Annotated in this window: 16 protein-coding genes; 7 read left to right on the top strand and 9 right to left on the bottom strand. The window is 35.0% G+C overall.

Going from position 1 to position 17,824, the window contains the following annotated elements; translation table 11 throughout:
• Nucleotides 1-190 precede the first annotated feature (190 nt).
• Entirely contained in the window at nucleotides 191-1,456 is a 1,266-nt protein-coding gene (locus ACRX5O_RS24160; RefSeq protein ID WP_433908281.1) for an MFS transporter, read from the bottom strand.
• A gap of 169 nt (nucleotides 1,457-1,625) precedes the next feature.
• Here ACRX5O_RS24160 and ACRX5O_RS24155 point away from each other — a divergent pair, with 169 nt between their 5' ends.
• Entirely contained in the window at nucleotides 1,626-2,828 is a 1,203-nt protein-coding gene (locus ACRX5O_RS24155; protein ID WP_433908280.1) for a CynX/NimT family MFS transporter, read from the top strand.
• A gap of 187 nt (nucleotides 2,829-3,015) precedes the next feature.
• On the opposite strand, the gene ACRX5O_RS24150 is transcribed toward ACRX5O_RS24155, so the two are convergent.
• The 4 genes from ACRX5O_RS24150 to ACRX5O_RS24135 all read right to left on the bottom strand — a co-directional run bounded on the left by ACRX5O_RS24150 (nucleotide 3,016) and on the right by ACRX5O_RS24135 (nucleotide 6,217).
• Complete coding sequence (locus tag ACRX5O_RS24150; protein WP_433908279.1) at nucleotides 3,016-3,348, bottom strand: type II toxin-antitoxin system RelE/ParE family toxin; 333 nt, start codon at nucleotides 3,346-3,348, stop codon at nucleotides 3,016-3,018.
• Nucleotides 3,349-3,439: 91 nt separating this feature from the next.
• Nucleotides 3,440-3,604 carry a hypothetical protein gene (locus tag ACRX5O_RS24145; protein ID WP_433908278.1) on the bottom strand — a complete coding sequence of 55 codons (165 nt, stop codon included), beginning with the start codon at nucleotides 3,602-3,604 and terminating at the stop codon, nucleotides 3,440-3,442.
• A 98-nt stretch (nucleotides 3,605-3,702) separates the two neighbouring features.
• On the bottom strand, nucleotides 3,703-4,386 hold the full coding sequence (locus tag ACRX5O_RS24140; RefSeq protein ID WP_433908277.1) for a hypothetical protein: 684 nt from the start codon (nucleotides 4,384-4,386) through the stop codon (nucleotides 3,703-3,705).
• A 613-nt stretch (nucleotides 4,387-4,999) separates the two neighbouring features.
• Entirely contained in the window at nucleotides 5,000-6,217 is a 1,218-nt protein-coding gene (locus ACRX5O_RS24135; protein ID WP_433908276.1) for a YecA family protein, read from the bottom strand.
• A 392-nt stretch (nucleotides 6,218-6,609) separates the two neighbouring features.
• Between ACRX5O_RS24135 and katG the strand changes: the two genes are divergently transcribed.
• Complete coding sequence (gene katG / locus ACRX5O_RS24130) at nucleotides 6,610-8,829, top strand: catalase/peroxidase HPI (protein WP_433908275.1); 2,220 nt, start codon at nucleotides 6,610-6,612, stop codon at nucleotides 8,827-8,829.
• 152 nt (nucleotides 8,830-8,981) lie between these two features.
• Here the strand turns inward: katG and ACRX5O_RS24125 are convergent, their stop codons facing one another.
• The 4 genes from ACRX5O_RS24125 to ACRX5O_RS24110 all read right to left on the bottom strand — a co-directional run bounded on the left by ACRX5O_RS24125 (nucleotide 8,982) and on the right by ACRX5O_RS24110 (nucleotide 13,007).
• The gene (locus ACRX5O_RS24125) at nucleotides 8,982-9,590 is read right to left on the bottom strand and encodes a transglutaminase-like domain-containing protein (RefSeq protein WP_433908274.1); all 609 of its coding nucleotides are present in this window, start codon (nucleotides 9,588-9,590) and stop codon (nucleotides 8,982-8,984) included.
• A gap of 264 nt (nucleotides 9,591-9,854) precedes the next feature.
• Nucleotides 9,855-10,490: a putative bacteriocin export ABC transporter gene (locus ACRX5O_RS24120; protein WP_433908273.1), complete on the bottom strand. Its 636-nt coding sequence runs from the start codon at nucleotides 10,488-10,490 to the stop codon at nucleotides 9,855-9,857.
• A 1-nt stretch (nucleotide 10,491) separates the two neighbouring features.
• Nucleotides 10,492-12,486, bottom strand: coding sequence for a hypothetical protein (locus tag ACRX5O_RS24115; RefSeq protein WP_433908272.1), 1,995 nt, complete (start codon nucleotides 12,484-12,486; stop codon nucleotides 10,492-10,494).
• 158 nt (nucleotides 12,487-12,644) lie between these two features.
• Entirely contained in the window at nucleotides 12,645-13,007 is a 363-nt protein-coding gene (locus ACRX5O_RS24110; protein WP_433908271.1) for a hypothetical protein, read from the bottom strand.
• A 228-nt stretch (nucleotides 13,008-13,235) separates the two neighbouring features.
• Between ACRX5O_RS24110 and ACRX5O_RS24105 the strand changes: the two genes are divergently transcribed.
• The 5 genes from ACRX5O_RS24105 to ACRX5O_RS24085 all read left to right on the top strand — a co-directional run bounded on the left by ACRX5O_RS24105 (nucleotide 13,236) and on the right by ACRX5O_RS24085 (nucleotide 17,618).
• Nucleotides 13,236-13,400: a hypothetical protein gene (locus ACRX5O_RS24105; RefSeq protein ID WP_433908270.1), complete on the top strand. Its 165-nt coding sequence runs from the start codon at nucleotides 13,236-13,238 to the stop codon at nucleotides 13,398-13,400.
• 305 nt (nucleotides 13,401-13,705) lie between these two features.
• A complete protein-coding gene (locus ACRX5O_RS24100) occupies nucleotides 13,706-14,644 on the top strand; it encodes an SGNH/GDSL hydrolase family protein (RefSeq protein WP_433908269.1) in 939 nt (312 codons plus the stop codon).
• Nucleotides 14,645-14,656: 12 nt separating this feature from the next.
• Nucleotides 14,657-15,268, top strand: a complete 612-nt coding sequence (locus ACRX5O_RS24095; RefSeq protein WP_433908268.1) for a YpmS family protein — start codon at nucleotides 14,657-14,659, stop codon at nucleotides 15,266-15,268.
• A 236-nt stretch (nucleotides 15,269-15,504) separates the two neighbouring features.
• Nucleotides 15,505-15,966, top strand: a complete 462-nt coding sequence (locus ACRX5O_RS24090) for a hypothetical protein (protein WP_433908267.1) — start codon at nucleotides 15,505-15,507, stop codon at nucleotides 15,964-15,966.
• 242 nt (nucleotides 15,967-16,208) lie between these two features.
• Entirely contained in the window at nucleotides 16,209-17,618 is a 1,410-nt protein-coding gene (locus tag ACRX5O_RS24085) for a phospholipase D-like domain-containing protein (RefSeq protein WP_433908266.1), read from the top strand.
• The last annotated feature ends 206 nt before the right edge of the window (nucleotides 17,619-17,824 follow it).

The following is a 17,824-nucleotide window of genomic DNA, read 5'->3' as shown; positions in this document are numbered from 1 at the left end:
TCCTGCATAATTCTGTTTACAGTGAACATTCTATTCTGTTCAAATATCTAAATCAATAGGATAATATTCCTTTCATCCATTTGTTTACAGTTAAAATGGCATCGGCCTATTATCATAAGAGCATGAATCTATTCATATCTGAAAACGCATTCGAAATACTAAAAAAATTTTTACAATTTAAGAAGTGTGGTTACTGATTATATGTCCTCTCCTTTTGACGTTGTTCCTTAATCATACTCACTCCAATTAAGCCAATCATAGAAAAGACAACGGGCGTGATGAATCCGTAGTAGTATCCGTCACCTATAGTTCCTAATGCAGACTGAAAATGATCCAACACGATTCCAAAACTGCTTGGCAGCAGGACGGCACTTAGAAATCCCCCCGTATTAGCAACCCCAGAGACAATGCCTGATTCAATGATAGGAAACGTTTGCCGAACGAGTGCAAAGGTTAAGGCACTTGCCCCAAATCCAAAGCCAATCATAAAGAACAGCAAGTAAAGCATGGAAACAGGCGGATTCCCATGATAGAAGAGGAAGCAAACCCACCCTAACAAAGTAAGGAGATGAACCATCACATAAGGCCGTTTAATGGTTCCTAACCGACTTGAAATCCAGCTAGCTAGAGGCGCTCCTATCAATGCCCCAATCAAACCAATCATGATAAACTGACTCGCATCTGATCTCGTCATTCCATACACCGTCATGCCATAAGGTACAGCCCAGGAACCGATAAATCCTATATACGCACCGACAACCCCAAAATGACAACAGAATAACGCCCATACCTGTCGGTTCGAAAAAATTCTTCGTAGTAAGGCTAGTGTTTTTTCTCGTGGTATCTCATTTTTTGCAGACGCCGTATCTATCAGAGAAAGTTGTTTTGGTTTTTTTAAAAGTACTATATAAAGGAGAATGCCACACAGACATAGTAGCAGTCCTGCCGAAAAAAAGGCTGTCCTCCATCCAAGGAAGCTAATCCAAGCAGAGAATGGGACAGTCGCTAAAAGGAAACCCAAGCTTCCTGTCATACCTGCAAGACCAATTAAACGAACAAATTCCTTTCGATTAAACCATTGCCCTAGTATTAACACCATATTGACCCAGATTGTTGCATCTCCCGTCCCCGTCAATATTCTCGCAAAAATCAGGACAAATTCATGCGTACCAAGACTATAAATAATCGTTCCTACACCTGTAAGGATCGCACCGACAATTAGAAAAAAATTAGGGCCGTATCGATCTGCCAAAATCCCCATCGGAATTTGCAAACCCGTATATACAAAAAATTGTATACTTGTCAGTAACCCGATCGTGGAGGCGGTTACCTGAAAATCCCTCATCACTTGGTCTGTAATCAGTCCTGGGGCGGTTCGCTGGCTCGCCATTAACATATAAGTAAACAGTACAGTAGCAAAGACAACCCATCTAAATTTGCTATTTTGTTTATCCAATGTTTTTCTCCTGTTGGCTTTTTACTCATATATATATGGGATTGCCTCCAAGGTTATTTATAGGGTATGAAATAAGGACCGGCACCTCTGGAAACTGGGACTTGTTTATTAACCCTCTACTTTATGTATGCTATACTGTAGAAAGTTTGTCTTAACGGAGGATCACTTGATGGAATTACTAAAAACCAAGGCATATTCACATTCAAATTATATCTATATGTTGATCGCTGGAATTATCCTTATTGCCTTTAACCTACGCCCAGCCATCACATCATTGGGCCCTTTGGTCGGAATGATTCAAGAGGATGTTGGACTGGCACACTGGAGTGCAGGGCTATTGATGAGTCTGCCGTTACTCGTATTTGCCGTCATGTCCCCTCTTGTTCCTAAGATAGCGGCTCGGCTGACAAATGAACGGACCTTATTGATTGGGTTAACCACTCTTTTGTTCGGCATTTCCATTCGCTCGATTCCCACGCCATTTTTACTTTTTGCTGGGACTCTTTTGGTCGGCTTAGGCATCGCGATAGGCAATGTCCTTTTGCCCGCGGTAGTTAAGGAACGTTTTCCCAAAAAGTTTGGGCTGATGACCAGTGTATATTCCACATCCATGGGATTGGTCGCCTCTTTAGCATCAGGAATCAGCGTTCCTTTAGCCGTTGACTTGGATCTTGGGTGGCAGGGAGCGCAAATCGTCTGGGGGATACCAGTCATTATTGCTCTTATCTTGTGGGGGTTCCTTTTTAAGTATAGGGAAGAAGGGAAAAGCGGAAGCCAACAGCAGCAAAGAACGTCTTCCAAGCAGATATGGCGTTCATCACTTGCCTGGCAAATCGCGATATTCATGGGGTTTCAGTCGTTCTCCTTTTACGTCACGATTTCATGGTTAACGGAAATCTTACATAGCCATGGGATAAGCATACTAACAGCAGGATGGCTGCTATCCTTTACCCAGCTCGTTGGATTGCCCGCAAGCTTTGTTATACCGGTCCTTGCCGGTCGTTTTCAGTCACAGGTGTGGCTCTCTTTTTTCCTAGGACTGTTTGCTGTACTAGGGTATAGCGGATTATTGCTCGGTTCAACTTATCCGGTTCTAATCGTAAGTATCATCTTTATTGGAATAGCATTGGGCGGAAGCTTTCCGTTAGCTCTTACTTATATAGGACTCCGCACCCAAACCGGCCAACAGACGGCAGCTTTATCGGGGATGGCCCAATCAACAGGATATGTTCTTGCAGCAGTCGGTCCTTTGTTTATCGGATATTTATATGACCTCACACATGCATGGACAATTCCTCTAATTATGCTGATTGTCGTATCGGTTATTTTAACGGTATTTGGGATGTTATCTGGTCGGGATCGGTATGTGTAGGTGGTATAGAAAACTTACGTTCAAGACTTAGTGACCTTACTCTACTAAATTCTGGTATCGGCGGGCACTAGATCTACACTTTGTGTCCTAATGATTTTAGGCAAAAAAATGCCCATCCAACTGTTATTTGTGTCTAACAATTGGATGCGCATTTTAAAAAGTGTTAAATTTACTACTTACATGGTAATTACTTTCCATTATAGAAATCATCAAATAAGTCACGAAGATAATCTTTTCGCCCATGAAGTATTCTATAAATAATAATTGAATCACCTAAATTTTGTAAAAAATTAAATGGATGAACGACAATAAAGCGAAATCCCCGCTCAACATGAGTATATTTTTCTTCAGAAAGCACGGTTCCTAGATGAGGAAAGTCAGCAAGTCTTTCTATTTGAGCATTTAGTTTCTCAAGGAGAGTTTCGACTGCAGAGACATTATCATGTGAAATATAAGAAAAAATCTCATGCATATCATCAGTTGCAGCAGGGGTATATTTAATTTGTTTCTTTTGCTTCATTGATTTTTCTCCGAATGCCTTCAATTAATTGCTCATGATTTATTAATTCAGACCCTTGTGCAACCTGTTTTTCTGCAACTAGGAGCTTAGATTATAATTTATTCCGGGCTTCCATCCTTCTGAAAGTTTCATGACTCATGACAACCAAATCAGCTTCTCCATTAAGAGTGAGTACCACGGGTTCATCCAATTCATGACAATATTTTGAAAATCCGTTATAGTCTTGACGAATCGTTGTTGAAGGCTTGATATTCATATTCTTCCTCCCTAATAACATTATTCTAACATTATTATATACACACAAACCACGTGAACATAGTTCAATAAGCATTTTAAGAATAATACCTAAATAAATCAATGTACCTTCATATTATTTTCCATTAAATGATCAATCGTCATTTTTAGCATTAGAGGATAATGTCTAGAAAAAAATTCTCCCGTACTAATAGTACTATTACTTTGGTAGAAGCTTATGAGTTTTGAAATTAATGGGGCTCTTATCTTTTCGGGAATAATGAAGAAGTCAATTACGGAAAAATATCCGCCATCAGCTAAGGGGAGTACCATTCCAGCAAGTACATCATTGCTAGCTGGATGTGTAAACGTTTCTTGGGGGACAATTACGACTTTATAATCGCGGTAATCAAAGATATCAAATAGGCCGAATACCCTTTGAGATGCCTTTTTCTCTATATAAAAATAGCTTGGAATCACATATTGCCACTGTAATAGTGTTCTCATGAGTTGATTTTTCTTCTTAAACTTGAACCGATTTTTGTGTAAAAACATTTGGTAAATGGTTTTATTGTTAGTAATAGTACTCCGTGAACAAAACACCTTCCACCAAAAATAATACGGGTAATAATATCCTTTTTCTTCCTCAGTTAAAGGAAACTGGTCGAAAAAAAGCTCTAATTCTGGCATAATTTCATTTTCATATTGTTCTAAAGCAAAATACATCAAATCATTAGTAATTCCTAGTAGTTCTTCATTTATTTTTTCAGAAAAAAGTACCACTTTATTCGATTGATTCTCCAAAAACATCTTCCTTTCTATTAACTATATAGGGACGAATTATTCATTAGGGTAGTGTGGGCAAATTGAATTTTGAGGCAATCGTGGAAAACATATAGTGTTGGCTGATAGAATGGAGTTATTAACATTAACTAGATGAGGAAAAATCTGTGCAGAGCTCTGTATCACAACCTTCCTAAGCAAATATACAATCAAAATATTAGTTTTTCAAATCATCAACACCTCCCTCACAATCTAATTTTAATTATTCTCCAATCTTTTATATTTTCCTTCTTTTTTTGGACAATGCGCTACATACTCTCCAATTACTTAACATTTCATTTTAATGGCCTCATCCCCATAATCTCAAAAGAGCCATAACGGCTCTTTTTGGCTTATAAAGCATTATTTAATTCGTTTTCACCTTGTTTATAGGATTCTACGACATGTCCTTCATTGTAATAGCTGTACCCTCTGTCTAAAATAGTTTTGTTTATATAACTCTCAAAATTATAAATGTTCATATCCGGTCCCTCTTAATGTAGTCTACTATTACTCTCATATTTTTTGGTAATAAGTCCAAGCTGGCACGAAAGCTGTGAATGATTGATAAAGATTTAGTATTAGTGACATTAGGCTACTTCAGACAGCACTTTTTATGCTTCTTACCACTGCCACACGGACATGGATCGTTACGACCGATTGCCTTCCGACTTTTGAAGTCAATCACATTGGATGAAGGTTGAGGATTGGCTAGAACTGCAGGTGGAGCATTCTTTGATTTGCTCCCTTGAGAGATTTCCCTCGGTGTGTGACCTTTCAAGATCCACCTTCTAGAGTGATTAAATAATTCTGTCAGATGATAAGCGAGTTCGTGGACGAATTCCAAATCAGGAAATTCGATTCGTTGTTGAAAATATTCTACCGCTTGATTCAAACTACCATCATTAAATATCATGATATTTAACTGTTCTGCAAGATCCTCCGTATCCTCAGCTGTCACATCATAATACTGTTGTAAAAATTGAATCAAGCTTTTCATTTCTCTTGTTTTTTCAACGTATCCTGGTTTACCTGCTTTTAAGAGTTGCTGTTTTGTAAAAGGGTAATAGTCTATACTTGGTCGCTTTTCAATTTCAAGAAATATCTCCTTCTGGTCGAACACTCTCTTATCCACTAGACCATAGGCTGATTCAGTGGTTTGCTTATAATAGTCGCTTGCACTAGTAAATACATGTAAAAATTCTAAGAAATCTATTTCTTGCTTCAATAAGTCGCTCACCTTGTTAACTAACACTTTAGGGCTCATGATCCCATTGTAATAAAGCAACCCTTGGGATAGGTGAATCCACTCTGTATTTCTGTCAATAATTTTTTGAAATTCCTGACACTCTAACGCATAAAATTGTTCTATAATTTCACTAGGGACAGCTAATCCTTTACCTCCTTCTAAATGGATGGGAAAGATTACTCCCCAAGTCATCAATGCCTCCACTTTTTTCACAGATACATTCCTTGGCAATGGGAGCTTACCTGAATTTTTCACTATATTTTTTAAAAGAACATACCTTTCTTTGTCAAATCTAGAAAGAATCCTGGGTAAATGGTTTGGAATGGCACTCACCAGTTCCTTTATTAAATCACCTTTATTCAAGCCACTGATTCCTTTTAAATCAAGATTCTTACGTATTTTATCCAATTCAGTTTTTGAAAGAGAGTTAAGCACACTTTCTAATTGAAAAGGCTCACTAACATTTCTCCACAACTTCTGCTCCCTTTTTTCTTGTAACTCTCTCTCGTATTTTAATCCTTGAGCTATTCCTGTTCTGATTTTATTCAATGTTTTAGAATCCAATACAGCCACCTCTTATTTATTCTTACTAATAATCTTATTTTAACAAAAAGAACTCTTTGGAAGACTCTGTTTGGCATCACTAAATGCTAGTAAGTTACATTTTTCAACTGTTATCAGAAAGTATCATTCTCATCTAAAAATCCCTATACACTCTTATTCTCAATTATTCTTTCTAATTTTCTTTAAGATTAGACTTCTTTTACTCCAATTAAAACATATATATTAACTAGATAATCCTACTAATTATGATAGAAATTCATTTTTTTATATTCTTCACAAGATATTTCTTTCAATTTAATGAATCTTATTTTATAATAACTATAAAGTAATAATTATATTTTCATAGATGTAATTATTCTAATACTTACTTTACAAAAGGAGAGATTGAGATAATGGAAGGTTTTAGCTCTACAAACGCTGGGAAATGCCCGTTTAACCACGGCAGCACGACTACTCCTAAATCAAGTGGTACAACAAATAAAGACTTTTGGCCAAATCAATTAAACTTAAATATACTACGTCAACATGACAAAAAATCTAATCCGTTAGGAGAAGATTTTAATTATGCAGAAGAATTTCAAAAGTTAGATTACGAGGCTCTAAAGCAAGATCTTCGCAATTTAATGACAGACAGTCAAGATTGGTGGCCAGCTGACTATGGTCATTATGGTCCAATGTTTATTCGTATGTCTTGGCACGCAGCTGGTACATACCGTTCTGGTGACGGCCGTGGTGGCGGTGGAACCGGCAATCAGCGTTTTGCTCCACTAAACAGCTGGGCTGATAACGTAAACGTTGATAAAGCACGTAGGCTATTATGGCCAATTAAGCAAAAGTATGGTAACAAGATTTCTTGGGCTGACTTATTGCTTCTAACAGGAAACGTTGCACTTGAATCAATGGGCTTAAAGACATTTGGTTTTGGTGGCGGACGCGCAGACATTTGGCATCCAGAAGAAGACATCTACTGGGGTTCTGAAACTGAAATGCTAGGTGATAACCGTTACACTGGTGAACGTGAGCTTGAAAATCCACTTGCTGCTGTTCAAATGGGACTTATTTATGTAAACCCAGAAGGTCCAAATGGCAAGCCAGATCCATTAAAAAGCGCACATGACATTCGCGAAACGTTCGCCCGTATGGGAATGAATGACGAAGAAACCGTTGCACTAATCGCTGGGGGCCATACTTTTGGTAAGGCACACGGTGCAGCAGATGCAGCTCATGTTGGTCCAGATCCAGAGGCAGCTCCTATTGAAGCACAAGGCCTAGGTTGGCTAAGTTCACACGGTACTGGCAATGGCCGTGACACGATCTCAAGTGGTCTTGAAGGTTCTTGGACAGCGAATCCAACACAGTGGGATAATGGGTTCTTTGATTTATTGTTTGGATATGAATGGTGGTTGACGAAGAGTCCTGCAGGGGCATATCAATGGATGGCCGTAGATCCAGCTGAAAAAGATCTGGCACCAGATGCAGCAGATTCATCTAAGAAAGTTCCGACGGTTATGTTTACCTCGGATTTAGCATTGCGTCATGACCCAATTTACGAGAAGATTTCACGTCGTTTCCATGCAAATCCTGATGAGTTTGCTGATGCATTTGCTCGCGCATGGTTCAAACTTTTACACCGTGACATGGGTCCTAAAGCAAGATACCTTGGTCCAGAAGTTCCAGAAGAAGATCTTATCTGGCAAGATCCTGTACCACCGGTTGATTATGAATTAACTGAAGAAGAAGTAGCAAAAATCAAGGTATTGATCCTTGACTCTGGACTCACAATCAGCGAGCTAGTGACAACTGCTTGGGCTTCAGCAAGTACTTTCCGTGGCTCAGATAATCGTGGTGGCGCAAATGGTGCCCGTATCCGCCTTACTCCACAGAAGGAATGGGAAGTAAACCAACCAGAACAACTTACAAAAGTCCTTTCTGTACTAGAAGACATTCAAAAGCATCTTGATAAGAATGTCAGCCTTGCCGACCTAATTGTACTAGGTGGTTCTGCTGCAGTAGAAAAAGCTGCACAAGAAGCAGGTTTTGATGTAACAGTTCCGTTTGCTCCTGGACGTGGTGATGCAACACAAGAACAAACGGATGCAGAAAGCTTTGACGTACTAGAGCCTGTTGCTGATGGTTTCCGCAACTACCAGAAGAAAGAGTACAGCGTTACTTCAGAAGAGCTTCTTGTAGACAAGGCACAACTTCTTGGCCTTACAGCACCAGAAATGACTGTTCTTATTGGTGGTATGCGTGTGTTAGGTACTAACTATGGTGGTACTAATCACGGTGTATTCACTGATCGTGTAGGAACACTAACAAACGATTTCTTCGTGAACTTACTCGACATGGGTGTAGAATGGAAACCTGTAGACGGAAGCGTATATGAAGGACGTGATCGTAACACAGGTGAAGTAGTAAAAACAGCAACTAGAGTGGACCTAGTGTTCGGTTCAAACTCCATTTTACGTGCGATCGCTGAAGTGTATGCTCAAGAAGATAACAAAGAGAAATTTGTTAAAGACTTCATCGCTGCTTGGGTGAAGGTAATGAATGCTGATCGTTTTGATCTAAAAGTAACTAAAGCTAACGCTATCGCTGAGCATAGCGCTTAATATATATAAATAGAAGCAGGCAAAACTCCATGTAGATGGGAGTTTTGCCTGCTTCTTTATTCTAGTAAAAGTCGAAACATACAAGTTGTACATAAAAACTTGTTTAGGCTCCTTGTTTTATTGTTGTACTAAAGACGCCGTTCGTGAAACAACTACAAATCCTTTGGCAAGTGATGTTTATACATTTCTATTGTATTTGTATTTTCTTCTAAAACAGTCACAATTTTAGGATGAGGCTTAGCATAGATAACTGGATAATCTTTTTCATCAAGTTTTTCATTAATGGCAAAAGCTAATTTTTCTTCTTCAATTGAAAATTGGGCATCAATTTCCTTTTTATTTCCACGAGCATCTACCCTAATCCATTTATTAAGTGATTTAAAGAAGATAGCATTTAAAGCGTGAATACAATACCCTTTATCTGGAGTATCAAATAACATCAATCTTTGGTAACAGAAACCTGTTGGTATTCCCTGTGAACGCAATAAAGCCGCTAATAGGTGTGACTTTGCATAGCATATTCCCTCTTTAAAGTTTAATACGTCTGAAGCATTACAAGTAACTCGCTTCGATTGAATATCCCAAGAATGAGAAATTTCATCACGAACAAATTCAAAAGCTATTTTAGCTTTTTCAATTTCCGTTTGAGATGGATTGAAAAGTTCAGCTGCTTTCTTTTTTATTTTTGGATTAGAATAATTAACTTCATTTAATTCGAGTAAATAGTCATCTAGTTTTTCGGATTCACAAAACAAATTCACAAACCCCTCCCCCTATAATGAATTGCATAAATATGTAAATAAAATTATTACACAACCTTTATTAGTTGAATTAAAGGATTATTGAGCTAACATGCTCCTTTTCTCAAATAAGGAAATTCAACAAAAAGAAGCCTCAATCCTTCCTAGATGAATCCCCCAGTTACTTTTAAGTAGAATAACTTTCAAACTTTTTTATTTTAGTTGTTCCTATGCCAATCAGCGGATTTCCGATGGCCTGTTTTTTTCAGACTTTTAATATTTATCTCATAGATTAATTATTCTATTGCAGGATTGAGCAACATGATTATCATGAGTTACAATAACAATTGTCTTTCCCTCATTATTAAAGTCCCTTAACATTTTAATAATAACATCACGATTCTCTTCATCTAACGAACCCGTGGGTTCGTCTGCCAATATTAGCTGGCTTTCTTGTAAGTAAAGTTTTAGAAGGGCTATTCTTTGTTGTTCTCCTCCACTTAACATATATACTTTTTTCTCTATTAATCCTTCTAAGTTAAGAATCTTTAATGCTTCTTTAATTCTTAGAACTCGTTCTCTTTTCGACAAATTTTTATACTCTAATGCAATATTTAAATTCCATTTTACTGTCTCATCTTCTACCAAACCATAATTTTGAAATAAATAACCAATCTTATGCCGTCTTAATAGCATGGCATTTTTTGTGTTAATGTCTACATTTTTCTCATTAAATAAATGTAAGTCTCCAGAAGAGGGTTTTGCAATTAATCCCATTATATTTAATAACGTAGTTTTACCTTTCCCACTCTTCCCCATAATTGCAACCATTTCACCATCTCTTATAGAAAAATTAACATTATCCACCACCTTATTCCCTTTAAATTCCTGGCAGATATTCTCTAATTTTACGATTTCCAAATCAATGACCTCCATTCAATACTTTATCTAATTGATTTACTATTAGTCTCTTATACAAATAGAGCATTGTTATCAAATCATATAAAATAAACATCAAGAAAATAATAATATTAATTTTTAATATAAACAAAGTAATGGCCACACCTAATAAAACAATAGTAATGATTATATTCATCCTTAAATTTCCCAGTGTTGGATACCCTAGCACATACCGAGTAGCATATATTTTTCCATTAACAATCATATCGATAAAATTTGATATATAAATAATAAAAATTAATAAGATTGTAAACAGAAAAACAAAAAGTTTCGTTTGATCCAACAGAAATTTATAACTACTAATCACTGATTCGAATGGTGTCAACAAAGTATTCGCCATATATAAATTGTTTAGATCATACTGGATTAACAAGTTTTTGAATTCATCTCTATCTTTTAGTTGAAATGCTAACTCAGAAGCACCCAACATATCGTAATAGAATCCACTTCCAAAACTTCCATTATCCAATACAATAATAGAATCGGTTAGTTCAATATCTACTTCATTTTCATATGGGATTGAGCTTAATATCTTATATTTGAATCCATTTTTAATATAAATAATTTGTATATCGGTGATACGAACTTCTTCAACTTCTATCCCGTATCTTGTATTATAATTTAAGGATGAGTTATACATTTCTACATATATTTCTTTAATATCCCCTTCAAACTCCCTGTACTTTTCTGGTACTAAAATGGTTGGAAGTTTTTCATCAAAGTTCCACTCCACTTCGACATCGGTATATTCTTCTATATAATTTTTATTTAGAATCACATAGTTCCGTTCGTATGAATTCATAATCTCTTCCCGTGTCATACCCAACATTGCCAGGAATTGTTCATGGAAAGTTTCTCGAACAGGATCAAACATTACATACGCTTGATCATTGTTCTTTAAATACATTTCCTTTACATTATTAGCGATTTCTTCCAATTTATCTGGGTTATTTATTAATTTATCGTATTCATCTGAATTTCTGCCGTGGGAAGAATAAAGCTTATCTAAAATTTTGTACTCATCAGTTTTTTTATATGCCTCATTTAGCTGTCCATAATAATTAAGACCAATATTCATTACAAATGTTACGGCAACAATTAACATAATTTTAATTATAAATAGAATTATATATAGCCTTATTGAAAAAACTTTGTTTTTTAATACGTCGACAATGTCAATTTTTCTAATAAAATGTTGTAATAATAATAAAAGTAGCATTGTAATGATACTAATTAATAATAAGAATAAGAATAAGAATATTACATATGTCCAAGAAAATTTATCGTTTAACCAAAAGTACACAGAGTATCCAACAATCAATACAGTTATAAGGATTCCTTCTATTATTATAGTTTCCCTTATATTTGTAAAAACTATTTTAGAAGGAGAAAATCCTGCTAACTTTTTTACAGCATTCGTTTTATATCTGAATATTGTATATATGTACAAAATCGTCAATGTAGTTACGCCCAATATGAGAAATTGTAAAAAATTATTCGCAAAAATATTAGAATAAGACAATTTCTTTCCACTTACTGGACTTATTTCCACTCCCGCTGCTTGTGAAATTCCGAAAATGTTATCATAAGACAAATTAGTATAAAAATATCCGTTACTATCACCAAACTCATCTACTGTCATTTGAAAATAGCGATAAACATTATTTGAAATCCCAACAAATTTTTTAACTGAATTTATATCGGTATGGTAAATATCATAATATGTATTTTTATCCTCTGACATAGGATTCTTTACTATTTGAAATACAGCGTCCTCTTCAATCAGACCGTTATATACTTTTATTAATTCCTCTCCGGAATTATACTTTATTTCGTATTGACTTAATGAAGTATCTCCAAGATTGTTAAGCCCATAAATTTCATATATAGAATAGGTAAATATATAGGAAAAAATAATCATAAATCCAGTCAAATAAATTGTATATATTTTTTTCATATGTATTTCCTTTCATCTTCTTTATAGATCATTTATTTTATTTATTATATAATTTACTATTTTCTAAACAAATTAAATAGTTGGATATATATATGATATATATATCCAACTATTTAAACTTAGCTACATAATAGATAAAAATGTATTATAATAACCTATTAATATGTTTTCCCCCAGGTAGTTGATGAGTATTTTGTCGTAATAACTTCATAGTTATAATGCGATGATTCATTTGCATACCATACTCTACTAGCAGATTTATAAGCATATCCTACACGCCATTGAGATGTATAGGTATTACTTCCAACTTTAACAGATGCAATAACTCCATAATTCACATTATCCTCTGTTGTGCCCCTATAAGAAGTCATATTGTCCCAAATTTCACTGTATACTGTTGTATCATTTTGGCCACCATTATATTTTAATGCTCCATTATTTACATTTACCGCAGCTAGAGCCATGGCCGGAATACTCAAAGCCATAATTAATGCAAGAATAGTAACTTTCAATTTTTTCATTTTTCTCCATACCTCCCGAAATTTGTAATATTATGTAGCTATTACAGATATTACCATTAATTACAAAAAAATCCCACTATTAAAAATCGACAAATATTTACATTCTATTCAGGAATATTATGGTTGAATAAACTAATAATTGGCTTTAATGTTTCAAATGTTTTACAGATTTTCATCCCTGTAAAGAATCCCACAAACTACTCCATATAAATCCATAGAAGGAATACAATGCCTTCTAATGAACCATTAGTCGCTTTGTTAGCTTTTTCAATTCTATCCAACGTTGCCACTACGGTATTTAGCAGTATCATTATTTCACAAATAATCGTTTATTGTCTAAGCGATAAGCAAATCCTTACGATCTATGGTGTAGCTCGTTTTTTTGTTCCATAGTAAGTGTCTATTATTCATAAGTTTCATTAGATTTGTACCACAATATTACATTATTTAACTACTCAGTGATTTTATCCGTGCAGGGCCATTGGGTATGACAGCCTTTTTAAAACGAGTTTCACTAAGGACATTAGTTGAATACTGTGGTAGAAAAATTGATAAAAATGTTCGAAAGTTTAAATCCCTTAAAATAGTGATAAATATATATAATTCTCTTATTTTACTAGTCATTGAATGATAAAATAATATGTTGGCTTATTAAAATGCAGAAGACACCGATATTAATATAAACTGGTGGTGATTACTTGAAGAAAAGGAAGGTTTGGATCAGTACATCTAGTGTGGTTTTAGCATGTTTCCTTCTTTATTTATTTCTTCCGTCTTTTAGTAAACTGAAGGAAGGACCTGTGAGTGTTGTATCAAATGTTAATAACGAACAAGATAGTCATTCTGTTGATACTACAGCGGAGGAAGAAGAACAACAAGAAGCAGCAACTGACATTGATGATAAACCCGTAGCAGAGACGGTAAAAGAGAAAGTCAGAGAAATAATAGAAGGTGCCATTACTTTTTTTAGTCATGATAAAAAAATGGTTTCTATTGGTGACTCACTAACTCAGGGCGTCGGAGATGAAACAGAAAGTGGCGGTTATGTAGGAATTTTAAAACACACATTCGAAGATAATCATATGAATATTTCCATTGAGAACTTCGGAAAAAGAGGAAATCGAACGGACCAATTGTTAAAAAGGTTGGAAGAAGAAGAGATTTCATCAGCTATAAAGGATGCGGATATCGTTTTAATCACAATCGGTGCAAATGATATTATGAAAGTTGTTAGAAGTAATTATACAAACCTTAATATAGAGCCATTTCAAGAAGAAAAAATTAGATATGTTGAGAGATTAACAGCTATTTTTAATAAAATAAATGAATTAAATCCAGATACTCAAATCTATTTGATTGGATTTTATAATCCATTTGAGCGTTACTTTGGTAATATTGAGCAGCTAGACATGATTCTTAATGATTGGAATCAAGCAAGTGAATCAGTTACAGAAGAGTTTGAGAATGTATACTATATTCCTACAGAAGACTTATTCTCTAATTCTACCATCAACCTATTAGCTTATGATAATTTTCACCCAAATACCAGTGGGTATAAATTAATGGCACAGCGCGTTCTTGAGTATTTAAATAAATATGATGAAGAAACTGATTTACCACATGAGGATATCAAATAGAAGGTGAAGTCGATGAAAATACAAATAAAAACAAAACCGTCATGGAAACAACTATTTTTAGGTATCGTTGGAGTAAATGTATGCTTTGTTTTATTTTTCTTTATTTTTTTACTATGGCCCATATCAGATACAGAAATACCTAGTAAAGAATTAATTGAAGATGAACCCGGAGCCGAATTTACGATTACTTCGAGTAAGCAAAATTTGAATGAACTTGTCAATGAATATGTAGATAATTTCATGAAGGATAAAGATGATAAATATACAGTCAAATTGGATGAAAATGTTCAATTGTTGGGGTCAATCGAAGCCTTCCAGACCGATATACCAATATCAATCACATTAGAACCATCGGTACAAGAAAACGGAGACCTCGTGTTGTATGCATCGGATATGTCACTTGGATTATTGGGATTGCCAGAAAAGAAGATTCTTGAATATGTGAAGAAAGAATTAATAACGCCTGAATGGGTTGAAATTGATCCTAAAAATCAACTGATCTATATTGGCGTAACACAAATGGAAGTGAAAAGTAACTTTAAAGTAAAGGTACAAAGCTTTGATTTAAAAAATGATCATATTACGTTCAGAATTAAGGTACCGAATAAAACATTAGGTTTATAGATAGACAGATGGAATCTCCCCTATTCTTCACAATATCAGAAGCAAAAAAAGCAATGTCAACTTAGATATTGCTTTTTGCTTATCAAAAGTCCATACAAATGAGCATTAACAATCTTTGCTTTAAGATTGTTATTAGCCCTACAAATAGGATATTAATTTTACTATAAGGCAAAATAACAAAGTACGCATTAGATTAGCATGCATGCAAATATTTTTCCAAACTAGGAGGTATTCAAATGAAGGAAAAGTGGAAAATGTATTTGTTGCTCATATTACCTTGGTTTTCTGTAGTAAAGTTAGGTAAATCTTCTTTTTTTCGCTTCCTGCCTACTATTATTTTTAGTGACTTAGTAATTGCACTAATAAGTGAGTTATCCCGAGAGTTAAAATGGTGGAAAGTCAAAAACCCTATTATTCCAAAATTAGCAACAGATATATCATTTGTTTTTGGGCCATTTACAATCCTAAACTTTTGGATCTTCAAATTAACGTATAAAAGATTTTGGTTATATCTAACTACCAATGTGTTTGCTGACTATTTATTTGCTTACCCAATAACTACCCTAGCAGAGAAGATCGGAATATATAAAATGGTAAGAATGAGCCGAAAGCAACTATTCCTTTTAAGCATTGCAGTAGCAATCCTTAACTACCTGTATCAATGCTTGTTTGTTGAACCTTTTAGAAGGAAACAGTAGACTTAAGTATCCTTAAGAACCCTTGTTTAGTTGTAGAAAACAAGGGTTCTTTTATTGTCTGAACTACATAAGGGTTTATTTTACAAACTTACCCTATTTTTTATAAGGGCGTGGCTTTTTTTCATTTCTAATCCAAGTTATTTCATATTGTAAAAAATGTTGAACAAACTATTAACAATTATTGTGGCTTTTTATGTGCTAGAAAGGAGGTTCATTCAATAAAAAAAGTTAGGAGTGCGGTTATGATTATTCTCATCTTTTATTTACTGTACATTACCATATTCGCCGTTGTTATTTTTAAAGTTAATTATCCACAGGTTAGTAGCGCCTATAAAAAAGATCATAAGGTGGAAAGATTCTATGGAAATGAGGCATCCCAGGATCGTGTCATTCTGCTGGAAGAAAAAACGTATTCAGGGGTTGCCCGTGTGAATTTAATGGAAAATGCACAGGAGTCTATTGATGTCGCCTATTATGCGATTCACAAAGGATACATTACCGATTTAATATTCGGAATGATTTTGGATGCGGCCGATCGTGGCGTAAAGGTAAGAATCCTTTTGGATGGAATTTTCCATGGTCTTAGATTTGGTCTAAAAGATCTTCAATATGCCTTAATCAATCATCCAAATATCGATGTTAGATTTTATGAACCCTTTAATCCTTTGCTACCTTGGACATGGAATAATCGCCTTCATGATAAAATCCTTGTTATCGACAATAAGTATGCACTGATCGGCGGCAGAAATATCGGGAATCGTTATTTTATTCAAGAAGGGGAAAAATCCCCTACGAATGACCGAGATGTTCTGATCATTAATACGAATCCCACGACAAAGGAAGACAGTGTTTTGAATCAAATGGAAGGCTACTTTAATGAAGTCTGGGACCATCCCATTACAAAGGTTCCTATTCATAAGCTATCACCACGCCAACAGAAGAAAGCAAAAGAAGCCACTCATCAATTAAAACAGAAACTAGAGAATTTGAGAAAAACGGATAAAAAATTATTCAATACTTATTATGATTGGGTGAAATTATCCCTTCCTACTAAAAAAGTCACCTTTATTCATAATCCTATACAAAGATTTAATAAAGAACCTTGGGCATGGTATGATTTAACGAATCTCATGAAGAATTCGAAAAAGTCCTTAGTCATTCAAAGCCCGTATGTGATTCCAACAAAACCAATGCGAACCTATATGGATTCGTTACAAATACCACCGGAAAAGACAACGATTTTGACGAACTCCATGGCATCAACAGCCAATGTAATGGCTTATTCAGGGCATATAAAGCATATCAACGGAATGGTAAAAAAGGGTATAAACGTAATGGAATATCAAGGGCCAGACTCCATACATGCCAAAACATTTATCTTTGATGATCGATTGAGTGCCATTGGAGCATTTAATGTGGATGCCAGGTCGGCTTTTTTGAATACCGAGTCCATGGTCGTCATTGATAGCGTGGAATTTACCACAAATCTCGAAAAGGAAATGAACCAATACTTTAAAAAGAGCTTAAAAGTAGCAAAGGACGAATCGTATATAGAGGACCCCAACTTAAAACCAGGTAAAGTAAGTTGGGTAAAATCATTCACTATAAAAGCACTATCCTATATAACAGGTTTATTTCAGCATTTATTATAAGGCTGCGCCACAAACACAATGACAAGTTCCCAACATAAAAGCTGACTTTCTAATTAAGAATGTCAGCTTTAAGTTTCACCTTTTTACACAACCTTCTTTAGCTGAAGAACAAAAAAACCGGCTATCAAAGTAACGGGTTCAGATACCTGTCACTTTTTATAAAAATACGTTTGAAAATCTCCTTATTTTGTTATACATTTTGTCCT

The organism is Robertmurraya mesotrionivorans (genome assembly GCF_050971805.1).
Classification (GTDB): Bacteria; Bacillota; Bacilli; order Bacillales; family Cytobacillaceae; genus Robertmurraya_A.
Note: the sequence above shows the minus strand (reverse complement) of the source record. Positions and strands in the feature narration are given on the sequence as shown.

Bases quoted from the DNA above. Each gene is read 5' to 3' on its own strand.
- ACRX5O_RS24095 (WP_433908268.1), top strand. From the start codon at position 14,657: ATGAAAATACAAATAAAAACAAAACCGTCATGGAAACAACTATTTTTA.
- ACRX5O_RS24090 (WP_433908267.1), top strand. From the start codon at position 15,505: ATGAAGGAAAAGTGGAAAATGTATTTGTTGCTCATATTACCTTGGTTT.
- ACRX5O_RS24115 (WP_433908272.1), bottom strand. From the start codon at position 12,486: ATGAAAAAAATATATACAATTTATTTGACTGGATTTATGATTATTTTT.
- ACRX5O_RS24145 (WP_433908278.1), bottom strand. From the start codon at position 3,604: ATGAATATCAAGCCTTCAACAACGATTCGTCAAGACTATAACGGATTT.
- ACRX5O_RS24155 (WP_433908280.1), top strand. From the start codon at position 1,626: ATGGAATTACTAAAAACCAAGGCATATTCACATTCAAATTATATCTAT.
- ACRX5O_RS24150 (WP_433908279.1), bottom strand. From the start codon at position 3,348: ATGAAGCAAAAGAAACAAATTAAATATACCCCTGCTGCAACTGATGAT.
- ACRX5O_RS24085 (WP_433908266.1), top strand. From the start codon at position 16,209: ATGATTATTCTCATCTTTTATTTACTGTACATTACCATATTCGCCGTT.
- katG (WP_433908275.1), top strand. From the start codon at position 6,610: ATGGAAGGTTTTAGCTCTACAAACGCTGGGAAATGCCCGTTTAACCAC.
- ACRX5O_RS24110 (WP_433908271.1), bottom strand. From the start codon at position 13,007: ATGAAAAAATTGAAAGTTACTATTCTTGCATTAATTATGGCTTTGAGT.
- ACRX5O_RS24105 (WP_433908270.1), top strand. From the start codon at position 13,236: ATGCCTTCTAATGAACCATTAGTCGCTTTGTTAGCTTTTTCAATTCTA.